At 72.9% G+C, this 16,589-nt stretch carries 17 protein-coding genes; 13 read left to right on the top strand and 4 right to left on the bottom strand.

Translation table 11 applies throughout. The annotated features are described in order from the left end of the window. Positions 1-69: 69 nt before the first annotated feature. Positions 70-1,005 carry a RecB family exonuclease gene (locus ACFYZF_RS10690; protein WP_387018119.1) on the bottom strand — a complete coding sequence of 312 codons (936 nt, stop codon included), beginning with the start codon at positions 1,003-1,005 and terminating at the stop codon, positions 70-72. 154 nt (positions 1,006-1,159) lie between these two features. On the opposite strand from ACFYZF_RS10690, the gene ACFYZF_RS10685 reads away from it, so the two are divergent. The 3 genes from ACFYZF_RS10685 to ACFYZF_RS10675 all read left to right on the top strand — a co-directional run bounded on the left by ACFYZF_RS10685 (position 1,160) and on the right by ACFYZF_RS10675 (position 4,083). After that, positions 1,160-2,251, top strand: a complete 1,092-nt coding sequence (locus ACFYZF_RS10685) for a M50 family metallopeptidase (RefSeq protein WP_387018423.1) — start codon at positions 1,160-1,162, stop codon at positions 2,249-2,251. 71 nt (positions 2,252-2,322) lie between these two features. Next, positions 2,323-3,351, top strand: a complete 1,029-nt coding sequence (locus ACFYZF_RS10680) for a tRNA (adenine-N1)-methyltransferase (protein WP_387018421.1) — start codon at positions 2,323-2,325, stop codon at positions 3,349-3,351. A 159-nt stretch (positions 3,352-3,510) separates the two neighbouring features. Further along, positions 3,511-4,083, top strand: a complete 573-nt coding sequence (locus tag ACFYZF_RS10675; RefSeq protein ID WP_387018116.1) for a hypothetical protein — start codon at positions 3,511-3,513, stop codon at positions 4,081-4,083. 37 nt (positions 4,084-4,120) lie between these two features. Here the strand turns inward: ACFYZF_RS10675 and ACFYZF_RS10670 are convergent, their stop codons facing one another. Continuing rightward, a complete protein-coding gene (locus tag ACFYZF_RS10670; protein ID WP_387018113.1) occupies positions 4,121-4,417 on the bottom strand; it encodes a ferredoxin in 297 nt (98 codons plus the stop codon). A 176-nt stretch (positions 4,418-4,593) separates the two neighbouring features. Here ACFYZF_RS10670 and arc point away from each other — a divergent pair, with 176 nt between their 5' ends. The 8 genes from arc (at position 4,594) to ACFYZF_RS10630 (ending at position 12,293) form a co-directional block, all read left to right on the top strand. Next, the gene (gene arc / locus ACFYZF_RS10665; protein ID WP_387018111.1) at positions 4,594-6,375 is read left to right on the top strand and encodes a proteasome ATPase; all 1,782 of its coding nucleotides are present in this window, start codon (positions 4,594-4,596) and stop codon (positions 6,373-6,375) included. 180 nt (positions 6,376-6,555) lie between these two features. Then, positions 6,556-8,073: a depupylase/deamidase Dop gene (gene dop, locus ACFYZF_RS10660; RefSeq protein WP_387018108.1), complete on the top strand. Its 1,518-nt coding sequence runs from the start codon at positions 6,556-6,558 to the stop codon at positions 8,071-8,073. Positions 8,074-8,180: 107 nt separating this feature from the next. After that, entirely contained in the window at positions 8,181-8,396 is a 216-nt protein-coding gene (locus tag ACFYZF_RS10655) for a ubiquitin-like protein Pup (protein ID WP_387018105.1), read from the top strand. A 143-nt stretch (positions 8,397-8,539) separates the two neighbouring features. Beyond that, the gene (locus tag ACFYZF_RS10650) at positions 8,540-8,782 is read left to right on the top strand and encodes an endonuclease domain-containing protein (protein ID WP_243639353.1); all 243 of its coding nucleotides are present in this window, start codon (positions 8,540-8,542) and stop codon (positions 8,780-8,782) included. Continuing rightward, the gene (gene prcB / locus ACFYZF_RS10645) at positions 8,701-9,540 is read left to right on the top strand and encodes a proteasome subunit beta (protein ID WP_387018101.1); all 840 of its coding nucleotides are present in this window, start codon (positions 8,701-8,703) and stop codon (positions 9,538-9,540) included. The genes ACFYZF_RS10650 and prcB overlap by 82 nt, the downstream gene beginning before the upstream one ends. A 58-nt stretch (positions 9,541-9,598) precedes the next feature. Further along, on the top strand, positions 9,599-10,441 hold the full coding sequence (prcA, locus tag ACFYZF_RS10640) for a proteasome subunit alpha (RefSeq protein WP_387018098.1): 843 nt from the start codon (positions 9,599-9,601) through the stop codon (positions 10,439-10,441). A 233-nt stretch (positions 10,442-10,674) separates the two neighbouring features. Next, a complete protein-coding gene (gene pafA, locus ACFYZF_RS10635) occupies positions 10,675-12,033 on the top strand; it encodes a Pup--protein ligase (protein ID WP_387018096.1) in 1,359 nt (452 codons plus the stop codon). 68 nt (positions 12,034-12,101) lie between these two features. Further along, positions 12,102-12,293, top strand: coding sequence for a hypothetical protein (locus ACFYZF_RS10630; RefSeq protein ID WP_387018093.1), 192 nt, complete (start codon positions 12,102-12,104; stop codon positions 12,291-12,293). Between the two features lie 37 nt (positions 12,294-12,330). On the opposite strand, the gene ACFYZF_RS10625 is transcribed toward ACFYZF_RS10630, so the two are convergent. After that, positions 12,331-13,416, bottom strand: a complete 1,086-nt coding sequence (locus ACFYZF_RS10625; RefSeq protein WP_387018092.1) for a DUF3866 family protein — start codon at positions 13,414-13,416, stop codon at positions 12,331-12,333. Positions 13,417-13,461: 45 nt separating this feature from the next. Continuing rightward, positions 13,462-14,439 (bottom strand): cation diffusion facilitator family transporter, encoded by a 978-nt coding sequence (locus ACFYZF_RS10620; RefSeq protein ID WP_387018089.1) that lies wholly within the window; start codon positions 14,437-14,439, stop codon positions 13,462-13,464. 123 nt (positions 14,440-14,562) lie between these two features. Here ACFYZF_RS10620 and ACFYZF_RS10615 point away from each other — a divergent pair, with 123 nt between their 5' ends. Both ACFYZF_RS10615 and ACFYZF_RS10610 read left to right on the top strand, forming a co-directional pair. Then, the gene (locus ACFYZF_RS10615; RefSeq protein WP_387018087.1) at positions 14,563-15,561 is read left to right on the top strand and encodes a helix-turn-helix transcriptional regulator; all 999 of its coding nucleotides are present in this window, start codon (positions 14,563-14,565) and stop codon (positions 15,559-15,561) included. Beyond that, positions 15,558-16,583: a helix-turn-helix transcriptional regulator gene (locus ACFYZF_RS10610; RefSeq protein WP_387018084.1), complete on the top strand. Its 1,026-nt coding sequence runs from the start codon at positions 15,558-15,560 to the stop codon at positions 16,581-16,583. The genes ACFYZF_RS10615 and ACFYZF_RS10610 overlap by 4 nt, the downstream gene beginning before the upstream one ends. The last annotated feature ends 6 nt before the right edge of the window (positions 16,584-16,589 follow it).

Genomic DNA, 16,589 nt, shown 5'->3' with positions numbered 1-16,589 from the left:
CGCTAGCCGCCACCACGCGCGATCGATCGTCGCCAGCGGTGAACCCCGTCTCCTCCTCAGGGAGGAGGCTCACTCGTCCGCCCCGGGCGGGGCAGGCCGGGACCGGGCGTCGACCAGCGGATTCGCGCTGCCGGCGGCGGTCGGGAACGGCGGTGGGGTGCCGCCGAAGCTCGGGCACAGCGCCTGGTGGTTGCACCAGTCGCAGAGCCGGCTCGGGCGGGGCCGGAAGTCCTGCCGGGCGGTGGCCGCCTCGATCGCCTGCCACAGCGCCACCACGGTCCGCTCGAAGCGCAGCAACTCGTCGGCGTCGGGGGCGTAGTCGCAGACCTCGGCGTCCTTGAGGTAGAGCAGCCGCAGCACCCGGGGGACCACGCCGCGGGTGCGCCACAGCACCAGCGCGTAGAACTTGAGCTGGAACAGCGCCCGGGCCTCGAACGCCTCCCGGGGGGCACCGCCGGTCTTGTAGTCGACCACCCGCAGCGCCCCGTCCGGGGCCACGTCCAGCCGGTCGAGGTAGCCCCGGATCAGCAGCTCGTCGTCGACCACCGCGGAGATCAGCGCCTCCCGCTCAGCCGGCTCCAACCGGCGCGGGTCCTCCACCGCGAAGTAGCCCTCCAGCAGCCCCGCCGCCGCGCGCAGGAACTCGGCCGTGCCGGCCGGGTCGTCGGCGTCGAACAGGCCGGCCAGCTCCGGCTGCTCGGTGACCAGCCGGTCCCACTGCGGGCCCACCAGGTCGCCGGCCGCCTCCGGCGTGCGCCCGGCCGCCGGCAGGTCGAACAGCCGCTCCAGCACCGCGTGCACCAGCGTGCCCCGGGCCTGCTCCACGCTGGGCCGTTCGGGCAGCCGGTCGATGCTGCGGAACCGGTAGAGCAGCGGGCAGGTCTTGAAGTCGGCCGCCCGCGACGGCGACAGCGACGCCCGGACCGTGGCCGGCACCTCCGCCGTGGCCGGCATCCCCGCCGTGGCCCGCGCCTGCTGCTGCTCGATCACCGGTTCCGCCGTCATGCCCGGAAGGTTAGGCCACCGGTCCGACAAGCCCGTCCCCGCCGCTCCGAGCGGTGGGCGTCGGCGGCGGGTACGTAGCATCGGGACGATGGAGCAGCAGACGACCCGGCCGCGGCGGCGGCCACAGCGGTCCGCCGGATTCACCGTCGGCCGGGTGTTCGGGGTGCCGCTGCACCTCAACGGGTCGATGCTGCTGCTGACCCTGCTCGTCACCGTCATGTACGCCGAGTTCGCCCGCAGCCAGCTCGACCTGTCCCAGCTCGGCGGCTACCTGATCGGCTTCGGGTTCGTCGTGTCGCTGCTCGGCTCGGTGCTGCTGCACGAGCTGGGCCACGCCCTGACCGCCCGCCGTCACGGCATCGGTGTGCGGGGGATCACCCTGGAGCTGCTCGGCGGGTACACCGAGATGGACCGCGACGCCCCCAGCCCCCGGGTGGACCTGCTGGTGTCGCTGGCCGGCCCGGCGGTCTCCGCGGTGCTCGGCGCCGTCGCCGTGGTCGCCACCCTGGCCCTGCCCGACGGCACCCTGGCCGACCAGCTCGCCTTCCAACTCGCGGTGAGCAACGTCATCGTCGCCGTGTTCAACCTGCTGCCCGGGCTGCCGCTGGACGGCGGCCGGGCGCTGCGCGCCGCCGTGTGGGCGCTGACCCGGGACCGGCACACCGGCACCGAGGTCGCCGGCTGGGTCGGCCGGGCCGTCGCCGTCGGCACCGCCGCGCTGGTCGTCGTCCTCGCGGTGAACCGGCTGCTGGTGCCGCTCGCGCTGCCGCTGATGCTGCTGGTCGCGTTCACCCTGTGGCGCGGCGCGGGGCAGTCCGTGCGACTGGCCCGGATCAGCCGCCGGTTCTCGCTGATCGACCTGCGCCGGCTGGCCCGCCCGGTCTTCCCGGTGTCCACCGGCACCCCGCTGGCCGAGGCGCAGCGCCGCTGCGCCGAGGGCCCCCGGCCGGACGCGGCCCTCGTCGTCACCGACACCACCGGCCGGCCGGTGGCCCTGCTCGACCCGGTCGCCACCGCCGCGGTGCCGCCGGAGCGGCGGCCGTGGATCACCGTCGACGAGGTGTCCCGCTCCCTGGCCGCCCTGCCCGTCCTGCCGGTCGGCCTGGACGGCGAAGCGGTGATGGAGATCGTGCAGACCCACCCGGGCGCGCAGTACGTCGTGACGGCAGGCGAAGATGTCGTCGGCGTTCTGCACATCGCGGATCTGGCGCAGCTCCTGGAACCCAAACGGAAGATGAACACGTGACCGCACATCCCTCCGCCCTGCCGGCCGACCCCGGCGCACCGGTGCCCGCCGACCCCCCGGCGCCGCCGCCCGTGCCGACGACCCCAGATCGCGGCGCGGCATCAGACGTGCCGGACAGGGGCCATCGCAGGGGGCCGTTCCGCCCCGGCGACCGGGTGCAGCTGACCGACCCGAAGGGGCGGATGCACACGGTCACCCTGGAGCACGGCAAGGCGTTCCACACCCACCGGGGCATCCTGGACCACGACACCCTGATCGGGCTGCCCGACGGCAGCGTCGTGACCACCTCCGGCGGCGGGACCGCGTTCCTCGCCCTACGCCCGCTGCTGTCGGACTACGTGTTGTCCATGCCGCGCGGCGCCCAGGTGATCTACCCGAAGGACTCGGCGCAGATCGTCGCTATGGGCGACGTCTTCCCCGGCGCGAAGGTGCTGGAGGCCGGCGCCGGCTCCGGGGCGCTGAGCTGCTCGCTGCTGCGGGCCGTCGGCACCACCGGCGAGCTGCACTCCTATGAGGTACGCGACGACTTCGCCCAGATCGCCCGGCGCAACGTCGAGGCGTTCTTCGACGGCCCGCACCCGGCGTGGCACCTGCACGTCGGCGAGGTGGCCGGCTGCGCCGAGACGGGCTTCGACCGGATCATCCTGGACATGCTGACGCCGTGGGAGAACCTCGACATGGTCGAGCGGGCGCTGCTGCCCGGCGGCGTGTTCATCGGGTACGTGGCCACCACCCCGCAGCTGTCCGAGCTGGTGGAGGCGCTGCGCGAGCGCGGCGGCTGGACCGAGCCGCGGGCCTGGGAGTCGCTGGTGCGCGACTGGCACGCCGAGGGCCTGGCCGTGCGCCCAGACCACCGGATGATCGCGCACACCGCGTTCCTGGTCTCCGCCCGCAAGCTCGCCCCGGGGGTGACCGCCCCGCCCCGACGGCGCAAACCCAGCAAGGGAGCCGAGGCGTACGCCGAGCGGCGGCAGGTGCTGCGGGAGGCCGAAACGGCCCGGCAGGCCGCCGTGGCCTCGGCCGCCGAAGCACCTCCCGAGGCCACGGAGGCGGCCGTCGGGGCGTCTCCCGAGGCCACGGAGGAGCGGGACACGCCGTGACCAGCCAGCGAAACGGTCGGGCGTGAGCGGACGGGCGACCGGGCCGGGCGGGGCGCGATCCGCCGGCCCGGCCCGGCCGGCGGGAGGTGGCATGGGCGAGCGGACGGTCCGGCCCGGCGCGGGCCGGTGCGGCGACGGCGGCGAACGGGGGGAGGCGTCGTGAGTCAGCCCGGCTTCGGCGGTCAGGACGTGCCGGCGGTCTTCCCCGACTGGTCGCCCTACACCGACCTGGAATCGGCGGCCCGGGCCTACCTGCGGGATCCGGACGTCGCCCTGGAGGCCCTCGGCGGGGTGCTGCGCGGCGCGTCCGTGCTCGGCTTCACCCTGGAACGCTTCGTCAACGAGGTCAACGGGGTGTGGCAGGAGGTGGTGGTCTGCGACGGCAGCCGCCTCGTGCTGTGGCACGGCGAGGACGTGCCGCCGGGCGAGGGGCCGCCCGGGGCGATGACCTCGTCGCTGCGGGTGGTGCCGGTGTCCACCGTCACCGAGGTGGGCTGCCGGCGGCGGCTCACCCGGGCCGACGACGGCGGGATCCGGGTCGACAGCATCGACGTCTACCTGCTGCTCACCTCGCTGGACGAGGCACCGCCGGGCGACGAGGTAGCCGGGGCGCCCCGGCACGACGCGCTGCGGTTCGGCAAGACTCTCGACGACGGCGGGGCGGGGCAGATCGCCCGGTTGGAGGAGTTCTCCCGGCTGGTCGCCTCTGTGGTCGGCCGCCCGGTGCTCTGAAGACCCGGGTCGCCCCGGCCGGGGCGACCCGGCGCGGTCAGTCGTCCTCGGCCTCCGGGCCGGCGACCTCGACGCCGTCGCTGCCGCGCACCACATGGATGCACTCGCCCGGGCACTCCTTCGCCGAGTCGATCACTTCCAGGCGCAGGTGTGCGGGCACGTCCACCCGGCTGGCCGGGGCCAGCTGGAGCTCGCCGTCGGGGCCCTTGACGTACGCCAGGCCGTCGACGTCGAACTCGAAGACCTCCGGCGCGTACTGCACGCACAGCCCGTCACCCGTGCAGAGGTCCTGATCCACCCAGACCTGCAACGTGTCGGTCGAGACCTCGGCCATCGGTGCACCCCCCATGTTCTCCCGTCCCACGTCACGACGGTACCCGAACGCCCGGACCTGTCCCGGCGGCCACCCTGGCGATCAAGGTTCGGTGACGAGGGCGTTGCGTGGGACCGAATCGGCCTCATAGCGGCTAGTGTTAGAGCAGAACGTTCAAGCCCCCGGGGAGGTGGGACGTGGCACGCAGCGACGACGCGGACTCGCGCGCCGCACGGTGGGAGAAGGAGGCCCACGATCTCTCCACGCAGGTCGCGTTCCTTCAAGAGGAACTCGCTCTGGTGCGGCGCAAGTTGACCGAAAGCCCCCGACACGTCCGGCAGCTCGAAGAGCGGCTGGCGGCCACCCAGGCACAGTTGGCGCGGCTGACCGAGAACAACGAACGGCTCGTCGGCACTCTCAAGGAGGCCCGGGCGCAGATCGTGACGCTCAAGGAGGAGATCGACCGCCTCGCGCAACCGCCGAGTGGCTACGGTGTCTTCCTGGCGGCGCACGAGGACGGCACGGTGGACGTGTTCACCGGGGGGCGCAAGCTCCGGGTCGCCGTCTCACCCTCGCTGGACGTCGCGGAATTGCGGCGTGGCCAGGAGGTCCTGCTCAACGACGCGCTCAACATCGTCGACGCGTTCGGCTTCGAGCGGGTCGGCGAGGTGGTGATGCTCAAGGAGATCCTCGTGGGTCCCGACGGCGCACCGGGCGACCGGGCGCTGGTGGTGTCCCACTCCGACGAGGAGCGGATCGTGCACCTCGCCGACACCCTGATCGGTTCGCCGATCCGGGCCGGTGACTCGCTCATGATCGAGCCCCGCTCGGCGTACGCGTACGAGCGGATCCCGAAGAGCGAGGTCGAGGAGCTGGTCCTGGAGGAGGTGCCCGACGTCGACTACACCGACATCGGCGGCCTCCAGTCACAGATCGAGCAGATCCGCGACGCGGTGGAGCTGCCCTTCCTGCACGCCGACCTGTTCCGCGAGCACCAGCTCCGCCCGCCCAAGGGGATCCTGCTCTACGGGCCGCCAGGCTGCGGCAAGACGCTCATCGCCAAGGCGGTGGCGAACTCCCTGGCCAAGAAGATCGCCGAGCGACTGGGTAAGGAGAGGCACACCAGCTTCTTCCTGAACATCAAGGGCCCGGAGCTGCTCAACAAGTACGTCGGCGAGACCGAGCGGCACATCCGGCTGATCTTCCAGCGCGCCCGGGAGAAGGCCGGCGAGGGCACCCCGGTGATCGTGTTCTTCGACGAGATGGACTCGATCTTCCGGACCCGTGGCTCCGGCGTCTCCTCGGACGTGGAGAACACCATCGTCCCCCAGCTGCTCAGCGAGATCGACGGCGTGGAGGGCCTGGAGAACGTCATCGTCATCGGCGCCTCCAACCGGGAGGACATGATCGACCCGGCCATCCTGCGCCCCGGCCGGCTCGACGTGAAGATCAAGATCGAGCGGCCGGACGCCGAGGCGGCCAAGGACATCTTCTCGAAGTACATCCTCACCGGGCTGCCGCTGCACGGCGACGACCTGGCCGAGCACGGCGGCGACCCCCAGGCCACCGTCGCGGCGATGATCGACGCGGTCGTGCTGCGGATGTACTCCGAAACCGAGGACAACCGCTTCCTCGAGGTGACCTACGCCAACGGTGACAAGGAAGTCCTCTACTTCAAGGACTTCAACTCCGGCGCGATGATCCAGAACATCGTCGACCGGGGCAAGAAGATGGCCATCAAGGAGTTCCTCAGCTCCGGTCGCAAGGGCCTGCGCCTGCAGCACCTCCTCGACGCCTGCGTCGACGAGTTCCGGGAGAACGAGGACCTGCCCAACACCACCAACCCGGACGACTGGGCCCGGATCTCCGGCAAGAAGGGCGAGCGGATCGTCTACATCCGCACGCTCGTCTCCGGCGGCAAGGGCACGGAGGCCGGCCGGGCGATCGAGACCGCCAGCAACACCGGTCAGTACCTGTAGGCCGACCAGCACGCTGCGGGGCCCGCGACAGCTCTGTCGCGGGCCCTGTCGCGTCCCACCGCCCGGGACCGTCCTCGGGCGACACCCGACGTGGCCCGCCCGCCACACCCCCGTACCGCGTGGCGCGGACTACGCTCGACATGACGGGGGACCGGGTCGGCGAGTGGAGCGGGTAGGTCGATGAGCGTAAGACGGATCATGGGCACCGAGGTCGAGTACGGCATCTCCGTGCCCGGCCAGGCAGGCGCCAACCCGATGATCACCTCGTCCCAGGTGGTCAACGCCTACGGGGCACGCCCCGAACTCAACCGTGGTGGCCGGGCGCGCTGGGACTACGAGGAGGAGTCGCCGCTGCGCGACGCCCGGGGCTTCACCTACTCCGGCACCGCGTACGACCCCGCCGAGGCCCTCGCCGACGAGGACCTGGGACTGGCCAACGTGATACTGACCAACGGCGCCCGGCTCTACGTCGACCACGCCCACCCGGAGTACTCCACTCCGGAGGTGACCAACCCCCTGGACGTGGTGCGGTGGGACAAGGCCGGGGAGCGGGTGATGGCCGAGGCGTCCCGCCGGGCGGCCACCATCCCGGGCACCCAGCCCATCCACCTGTACAAGAACAACACCGACAACAAGGGCGCCAGCTACGGCACCCACGAGAACTACCTGATGCGCCGGCAGACGCCGTTCTCCGACATCGTGGCGTACCTGACGCCGTTCTTCGTCACCCGGCAGATCGTCTGCGGTGCGGGGCGGGTCGGCATCGGCCAGGACGGCGGCGCCAGTGGCTTCCAGATCTCCCAGCGCGCCGACTTCTTCGAGGTCGAGGTCGGGCTGGAGACCACCCTCAAGCGGCCGATCATCAACACCCGGGACGAGCCGCACGCCGACGCCGACAAGTACCGCCGGCTGCACGTCATCATCGGCGACGCGAACCTGTCGGAGATCTCCACGTACCTGAAGGTCGGCACCACGGCCCTGATCCTCACCATGATCGAGGAGAAGGCGCTCGGGCCGGACCTGGGCATCGCCGACCCGGTCTCGGAGCTGCGCGCGGTCAGCCACGACCCGTCGCTGAATCACCGGATGCGGCTGCGCGACGGGCGTCGGCTGACCGCCCTGGACGTGCAGTGGGCGTACTTCGAGCGGGCGCGGTCCTTCGTGGACGACCGGTACGGCGCGGACGCCGACGCGCAGACCAACGACATGCTCGACCGTTGGGAGAGCGTGTTGGACCGGCTCGGCCGCGACGCGTTCCTGTGCGCCGACGAGCTGGACTGGGTGGCGAAGCTGCGGCTGCTGGAGGGCTACCGGGAGCGGGAGAAGCTCGGCTGGGGTGCGCACAAGCTTCAGCTGGTCGATCTGCAGTACTCCGACGTGCGGCCGGAGAAGGGGCTCTACCACCGGCTGGTGCAGCGCGGCTCGATGAAGACGCTGCTGACCGACGAGCAGACCCGTACCGCGATGACCGAGCCGCCGGAGGACACCCGGGCCTACTTCCGGGGGCGGTGCCTGGCGCAGTACGCCTCGGAGGTGGTGGCCGCGAGCTGGGACTCGGTCATCTTCGACGTGGGCCGGGAGTCGCTGGTGCGGGTGCCGATGATGGAGCCGGAGCGGGGCACCCGCGCGCACGTGGGCGCGTTGTTCGACCGGTGCGTCAGCGCCAAGGACCTGCTGGAGACGCTGACCGGCGGCTGACCCGCCGGGACAAAAGCCCGTCGCACGCCGGAGAAGCCGGCGCGCGACGGGCTTTTCGTCATTCCCGCGAGGTAAGTTCATCGGAGACGATCGTGGAGGAGGCGGCAATGGCCACTCATGACAGCGGCGGGCAGTCGCAGTCGGGCAAGGCCCGGCAGGGCGAGGAGATCGAGGACGTCACCACCGAGGCGAACCCGGAGGTCGCCGAGCGGCACGCCGAGATCACCGAGGACGTCGACGACCTGCTCGACGAGATCGACTCCGTCCTGGAGGAGAACGCCGAGGAGTTCGTGAGGGGATATGTCCAGAAGGGCGGGCAATAGGATTGATGTCCGCTTCGCCTGAACTGGTCGCGTCGCGCGAGGGTCGTGGGCGCCGACCGCTGACCGCGCGCGGGGCGTCCGGGCGGCGGTCGGCAGCGTCGGGCGGGGGCACCCACCCGAGCGGTCGATGAGCGGCGGCGGCCGTGCCCCTGCGTGGCGATCCCGATACGGAACATCTGGACCACGATCATCGCGCGGGATCATCGCGCGGGATACTCTGCTTCAACTGCAACGGTGGTCTTGGCCAGTTCCGTGACAGTCCCACGAGGCTGGCCAGGGCGATCACGTACCTGAGAGGAACCACGTGGCAGCGGGCTTTGATCCATCCGGGCGTCTACCAGATGTGTTCACCAACGCGGGGACGTCCTCCTTCACCACATTCCTGAGCAGGGCCGCTCCCGAGATGCTGCCCGGCCGCCGGCCGCTGCCCCCGGGCATGGCCGCCGACCTGGCGCCGCACGCGACCACCATCGTGGCCATCTCGGCCGCCGGCGGCGTGGTGCTGGCGGGCGACCGCCGGGCCACCATGGGCAACCTGATCGCCCAGCGCGACATCGAGAAGGTGCACCCGGCCGACGCCTACTCGCTGGTCGGCATCGCGGGCACCGCGGGCATCGGCATCGAGCTGATGCGATTGTTCCAGGTGGAGCTCGAGCACTACGAGAAGATCGAGGGCGCGATGCTCTCGCTCGATGGCAAGGCCAACCGGCTGGCCTCCATGATCCGCGGCAACCTGGGCGCGGCCATGCAAGGACTCGCGGTCATCCCGTTGTTCGCCGGCTTCGACCTGGCCGCGAGCGACCCGGCGCGGGCCGGCCGGATCTTCAGCTTCGACGTCACCGGTGGCCCCTACGAGGAGACCGGCTACGACGCGATCGGCTCCGGCTCGATCTTCGCCCGGTCCGCGCTGAAGAAGCGCTTCCGCGCCGGCCTGTCGATCGACGACGCGGCGCGGCTCGCGGTCGAGGCGCTCTACGACGCGGCCGACGACGACACGGCGACCGGCGGGCCGGACCTGACCCGTCGGATCTACCCGGTGGTGATGACCGCGACGGCGGAGGGCACCCACCGGCTCACCGACGCCGAGACGGCCGCCGTCGCCGAGGCCGTGGTCGCCGGCCGGATGGAGAACCCGGGCGGCTGAGCCCGCCCCCGCCCAGTCAGCAGTCGTCAGCACAGCGCCCAGAAGGAGAACCGCCGCCGTGGCCATGCAGTTCTACGCCTCGCCCGAGCAGATCATGCGCGACCGCTCCGAGCTGGCCCGCAAGGGCATCGCCAGGGGCCGCAGCGCGGTCGTGCTGAGCTACTCCGGCGGGGTGCTCTTCGTCGCGGAGAACCTCTCCAGCACCCTGCACAAGGTCAGCGAGATCTACGACCGGATCGGCTTCGCCGCCGTCGGCCGGTACAACGAGTTCGAGAACCTGCGCCGTGCCGGGGTCCGGATGGCCGACCTCAACGGCCTGAGCTACGACCGGCGCGACGTCACCGGCCTGGCGCTGGCCAACGCGTACGCGCAGACCCTCGGCGCCATCTTCACCGAGCAGTCGAAGCCGTTCGAGGTGGAGATCTGCGTGGCCGAGGTGGGCGCGACGCCGCAGGACGACGCGCTCTACCGGCTGACCTACGACGGTTCGGTCAACGACGAGCCGGGCCGGATGGCGATGGGCGGCCAGGCCGACGCGATTTCCGGTTCGCTGAAGTCGAAGCACCGTCCGGACATGTCGCTCGGCGAGGCGGTCCGGCTGGCCCTGGCGGCGCTGAGCAGCGTCGGCGGGGAGGGCGGCGCGGCCCGCACGATCGCGGCCAACCAGCTCGAGGTGGCGGTCCTGGACCGGGGCCGGGTGGGTCGGACGTTCCGGCGGATAACCGGGGCGGCCCTGACCACCCTGCTGGACGCGGACGCCGACGCGGCGAACGACTCGGTGTCGACCGAGGAGCGCCCGGAGCATCCGGCCACGCCGACCGAGGAGGCGAAGAAGCCGACCACCTCGGCCGGCTCGGCGGACCTGGAGGGTCAGCGGGCGGACGACACGCCCGAGGCGTAGCCCGCCCGTTCCGGCCGACGGCACCGTCACGCGACCGGCCGTCCCCTCAGGGGGCGGCCGGTCGCGTGTGTCCGGACACCACCCCAGCGGCCCGGACGTGTCGGCGGGGACCGGGCCGCCCCCACCGACGCCCCGGCGGGTGGCGGGCGGGCCGGCGCCGTACCCGCCGGTCGGTCGGGCTCCGGGGCGGTCAGCCCTGCCCATTCGGGGCCTGAGAGGGCTAATGTCACATCATGGAGCGGCGAATCTTCGGCCTCGAGACCGAGTACGGCGTCACCTGTACCTACCGCGGGCAGCGGCGGCTGTCCCCTGACGAGGTCGCGCGATACCTGTTCCGTCGGGTGGTGTCGTGGGGCAGGTCGAGCAACGTGTTCCTGCGCAACGGCGCCCGCCTCTACCTGGACGTCGGCTCCCACCCGGAGTACGCGACCCCGGAGTGCGACTCGGTGGTGGACCTGGTGGCCCACGACCGGGCGGGGGAGCGGATCCTGGAGGGGTTGCTCATCGACGCGGAGAAGCGGCTGCACGACGAGGGCATCGCCGGCGAGATCTACCTGTTCAAGAACAACACCGACTCGGCCGGGAACTCCTACGGCTGCCACGAGAACTACCTGGTCTCCCGGCACGGCGAGTTCGGCCGGCTGGCGGACGTGCTGATCCCGTTCCTGGTCACCCGGCAGTTGATCTGCGGCGCGGGCAAGGTGCTACAGACGCCCCGCGGCGCGGTGTACTGCCTGTCCCAGCGCGCCGAGCACATCTGGGAGGGCGTGTCGTCGGCGACCACCCGGAGCCGGCCGATCATCAACACCCGCGACGAGCCGCACGCGGACGCGGAGCGGTACCGGCGGCTGCACGTCATCGTCGGCGACTCGAACATGAACGAGGTCACCACCCTGCTGAAGGTCGGCTCCGCGGACATCGTGCTGCGGATGATCGAGGCGGGGGTGGTGATGCGGGACCTGACGCTGGAGAACCCGATCCGGGCGATCCGCGAGGTGTCGCACGACATCACCGGCCGGCGTAAGGTGCGGCTGTCCTCCGGCAAGGAGGTCAGCGCCCTGGAGATCCAGCAGGAGTACCTGGCGAAGGCGACCGAGTTCGTGGAGCGACGCGGCGGGGACCAGACGGCCAAGCGGGTGGTGGAGCTGTGGGGCCGGGTGCTGAGCGCGGTGGAGACCGGTGACCTGGAGCCGGTGTCCCGGGAGATCGACTGGGTGTCGAAGCTGCGGCTGATCGAGCGGTACCAGCGCAAGCACGACCTGCCGCTGTCGCACGCCCGGGTGGCGCAGATGGATCTCGCGTACCACGACGTGCGGCGCGGGCGGGGCCTGTACGGGCTGCTGGAACGGCGCGGGGAGGTGGACCGAGTGGCCACGGACCCGGAGATCTTCGAGGCCAAGGAGACGCCTCCGCAGACCACCCGGGCCCGGCTGCGGGGCGAGTTCATCCGGCACGCGCAGGAGAAGCGGCGGGACTTCACCGTCGACTGGGTGCACCTGAAGCTCAACGACCAGGCGCAACGCACCGTGCTGTGCAAGGACCCGTTCCGGGCGTACGACGAGCGGGTGGAACGCCTGATCGCCAGCATGTGACCGGCCGGGCCTCCGTCCGCGGCGCTGGCCGTGGCGGGCGGAGACCCGCCGGGTAGGCTGGCCCGGCCATGACGATGTCTGAACCTCCCGAGCGCGATCGCGGCGCCGAGAAGCTGAACTGGGTCGAGCGCCGGCGCGAGAAGATCCGGGCCGAGGTCGAGCGCAACCGGCGCGGCGATTACAAGGTGCCGACCTGGGTGCTGGCGGTCGCGCTGGCGGTGATCGTCGGCGGCTGGCTGGCGCTGATCTTCCTAACCTGACAGGCCGCAGCCCTGACCGGCCGCAGCCCTGACGGGCTCAGCGGGCGAGCGCGGCGGCGTGCCGTCCGGCGGCGGCGGCGGCCAGGAAGTAGGCGTGGTCGGCGTCCAGGCCGCGGCCCATCGTGGACAGTGGCACGGCGCTGGCGCGCAGCGCGGCGTCGAGTCCGTCGGTGGGCACCCGGACGATCCGGTGCCGACCGGCGAGCGGGGCCAGCGCGGCATCCACGTCCCGGGCCAGGTCCGGGGCCAGGCCGTCGGGCACGACCAGGTCCGCCGGGGCGAGCGCCACCCTGCCGTACGCGGTGAGGCTGTGGTGGGACACGCCCTGGTGCCGGGGACGGGGATCGGCGTCGGAGATCCGCAGCGAGCCGACCGGCCGCCCGCCGAGGGCGGCGATCGCGTTGACCGCCTCGCCGACGGCCACCCCCGAGTACCCCCACCGGGTGCCGGTGCCGAGGTTGCCGGGGCCCTGGGCGAGGATGACCACGTCGGCGGCGAGCACGTGCCGGGCGGCGAGCAGGCCGCTGTGCACGGTGGTGGCCTCCAGGTCGCCGCCGAACGCCTGCCCGACGCTGACCGTGCCGACGAGTTGGTCGCGCAGCCCGTCGAGGGTCCGGGAGAACCACGCCGGCAGCGCCCCGCCGTCGGTGAGCACGTACGCGACCCGGGCGTCGGGGGCGTCGGCGCGGACCCCGGCGAGGATCGCCGGCAGGGCGGAGTGCAGGTCGGCGGTGACCACCGGCAGCCCGGTGACGTCCTCGGCGGCCTCCAGCGCCGCCCGGTGCGGGCTGGCCTCCTCGTCGACGCCGAGCAGGATCGGTTGCAGCGGGGTGTAGCGGGCCTTGACCAGGTGCCCGGCGTCGCGGGTGTCGCCCGCCTCGACCGGATCCGCCGGCAGCCGGTCCGGCAGCGCCACGACCAGCGCGTACCCGCCGGTGCCGAGGCCCATCAGCAGCGCGCCCGCGTTGAGCAGCACCCGGTCGCCGGGTACGGGCCGGCCGACCAGCTCCGGGTAGGCCAGGGCCCGCATGGTGCCGCCGTCGGCCAGCTCGACGTCCAGCTCCACCGCGCCGGTCCACTCCCGCCGCAGCGCCGTCACCGCTCCCGCCCGCCATCGCACCATGCCCGGCACGCTAGCGACCCCCGGGTGTGTGCCGCCACGGCGGGGTCAGTGGGAGGGGCCCTCCTGGGTGTGCCGGGCGCGGCGGTGCCGGGCCTCGGGGCGGGAGGGGGTGGGGTCGAGGAAGACGTAGCCGATCTCGGGGTAGCGCTCGGTGAGGCGCCGCTCGGCCTCGTCGGCGGCGGCCTCGATGACGGCGCCGGTGGCCTCGTTCCGGAAGTCGACCTTAGCGGCGACCAGGATCTCGTCCGGGCCGAGCTGCATGGTGAGCAGGGTGTCGATGCGCTCGACGGCGGGCAGCCCGTTGAGCTCCTGCTCGATCTCCAGGCGCAGCCGTTCGGGGATGGCCCGGCCGACCAGCAGGGAGATGTTGGCCTTGGCGAGGGTGCCGGCCACGACCAGCAGGAGCACGCCGATGGCGATGGAGGCGAGGCCGTCGTAGAGCTCGTCGCCGGTCCAGTGCGACAGGGTCAGGCCGGCCGCGGCCAGCAGCAGGCCGACGAGGGCGGCGCTGTCCTCCAGGAAGACGGCCTTGACGGTGGTGTCGGCGGTGAGCCGCAGGAACCGCCGGGGGGTGGTGCGCCAGCGCCGGGACTCGCGGCGGATCTGCCGCACCGCCCGGGCCAGGGAGACCGACTCGATGGCGAACGAGACCGCCAGCACGACGTACGAGACGAGGTAGTTGCCGCTGTGCTCGTGCACCAGGATGGTGGTGACGCCGTGGGTGACGGCGAAGCCCGCGCCGGCGACGAAGGTGAACAGCGCGGCGAGGAAGGCCCAGACGTAGCTCTCCTTGCCGTACCCGAAGGGGTGCCGGACGTCGGCGGGGCGCGCTCCCCGGCGCAGCGCCAGGTAGAGCAGCGCCTCGGTGGTGGTGTCGGCGACCGAGTGGGCGGCCTCGGAGAGCATGGCCGCGGAGCCGGAGATCAGGCCGGCCGCCAGTTTCGCCACGGCGATGGCGAGGTTCGCCGCGCCCGCCACCACCACGGTGCCGACGCTCTCGGCCCTGACGTCCGCTTCCGACATGGGGTCACCATATGACCGCGTCGAGGTCCCCGCCCGGATACGGAGGGTCACCGTCGGAGGCGTAGGCGCGACGCGCCCGCGCGGGTGCACGGGCCTGCCGCGCGGGCTGCTAGCGTTCACCCTGTGTCGCGGACCCGCACCGAACGCCTGGTCAACTTGGTGATCTGCCTGTTGTCGACGCGACGGTTCCTGACCGCCGCGCAGATCGCCGCGACCGTGCCCGGCTACGAGCACGATCCGGACGACGCGAAGGACCACGAAGCGTTCCAGCGCAAGTTCGAGCGGGACAAGGCCGAGCTGCGGGAGCTCGGGGTGCCGCTGGAGACCGGCACGGCGAGCGTCTTCGACGCCGAGCCCGGCTACCGGATCGCCCACCGGGAGTACGCGCTGCCGGACATCCCACTGGAGCCCGACGAGGCCGCCGCGGTGGGCATCGCCGCGCGGCTGTGGCAGCACGCCGGGCTGGCCGCCGCGGCGTCGTCCGGGCTGGCGAAGCTGCGTGCCGCCGGGGTGGACGTGGACCCGCAGGCCACTCTGGGCCTGGAGCCGATGGTCACGGTCGACCCGGCGTTCGCGCCGCTGACCGCCGCCGCCCGGGACCGCCGCGAGGTGAGCTTCGACTACCGGGTGCCCGACCGGGACGCCCCGACCCGCCGCCGGTTGCAGCCGTGGGGGGTGGTCTGCTGGCGCGGCCGGTGGTACGTGGTGGGCCACGACCTGGACCGGGCGGCGACCCGCTGCTTCCGGCTCTCCCGGGTCGTCGGCACCGTCCGGGTGGCCGGCGCGCCCGGCGGCTACCGGCCGCCGGCGGGGGTGGACCTGATCAGCCACGTGGCCCGCTGGTCGGGGCCGGTGGAACGCACCGGGCGGGCGACCGTGCTGGTCGCGTCGGGGCGCGCGGCGGGGCTGCGCCGCTGGGCGGTGGAGGCCGCGTCCGGGCCGACCGGCGACCGGCTCGTCCTGCCGTACGCCGATCCGGAGTCCCTGGCCCGCCAGCTGGTGGGGTACGGCCCGGACGTGCGGGTGGTGGATCCGCCGGAGGTGCGCGAGGCGGTCATCCAGCGGCTCAAGGAGATCGCCGCCCGGCACGAGGAGCTGACCGTGACCGGAGGTGCCCGATGACCCGTCCCGCCGCCCGCTCGGCGGCTGCGCGCCCCGGCGGCAACCGGGCCTCGGCGGACCGGCTGGCCCGGCTGCTGAACCTGGTGCCCTACCTGCTGGCCCGCCCGGGGATCGAGATCGCCGAGGCGGCCGGGGACCTGGGGGTCACCGAGCGGCAGCTGCGGGAGGACCTGGAGCTGCTGTGGGTGTGCGGCCTGCCCGGGTACGGCCCGGGGGACCTGATCGACATGGCCTTCGACGGCGACCGGGTGACCATCACGTACGACGCCGGGATCGACCGGCCGCTGCGGCTGACCCCGGACGAGGCCCTCGCCCTGGTGGTGGCGCTGCGGATGCTGGCGGAGACCCCGGGGGTGACCAACCGGGAGGCCGTGGAGCGGGCCCTCGCCAAGATCGAGGACGCGGCCGGTGACCTGGTCGCCGCCCCGGTCGAGGTGCGTCTCCCCGTCGACAGCCGGCGGGTCGAGGAACTGCGCGCCGCCGTGGCGCGGGGCCGGGCGCTGCGGATCACCTACTACACCGCAGCCCGGGACGAGACCACCGAGCGGGTGATCGACCCACTGCGCATGCTGATGGTGGGCGGCCGGGCGTACGCGGAGGCGTGGTGCCGCCGCGCGGAGGCGGTGCGGCTGTTCCGGGTCGACCGGATCGACGCGGTGACCGAGCTGGACGAGCCGGCGGCGGCGCCGCCGCAGGCCCGCCCGTACGACCTCTCCGAGGGAGTGTTCCGACCCTCGCCGGACCTGCCGCTGATCACCCTGCGGATCGGTCGGGGCGAGCGGTGGATCACCGAGTACTACCCGTGCGAGCGGGTCGAGGCCGGCGACGGCGAGCAGTGGCTGGTGTCGCTGCGGGTGACCGACCTCGGCTGGGCCCGGCGGTTCGTGCTGGGGCTGGGCCCGGACGTCACCGTGGTGGCCCCGGGGGAGCTGGCCGAGCAGGTCCGTGCCCAGGCGGTCGCCGCCCTGGAGGCGTACGCCACTCCCGACGCCACCCCGGCGGGGTCCGTGGGCTCCCGGTAGGCTGGC

The sequence above is a fragment of the Micromonospora sp. NPDC001898 genome, from assembly GCF_042891255.1.
Lineage (GTDB): Bacteria > Actinomycetota > Actinomycetes > Mycobacteriales > Micromonosporaceae > Micromonospora.
This window is presented reverse-complemented; position numbering and strand designations above follow the sequence as displayed.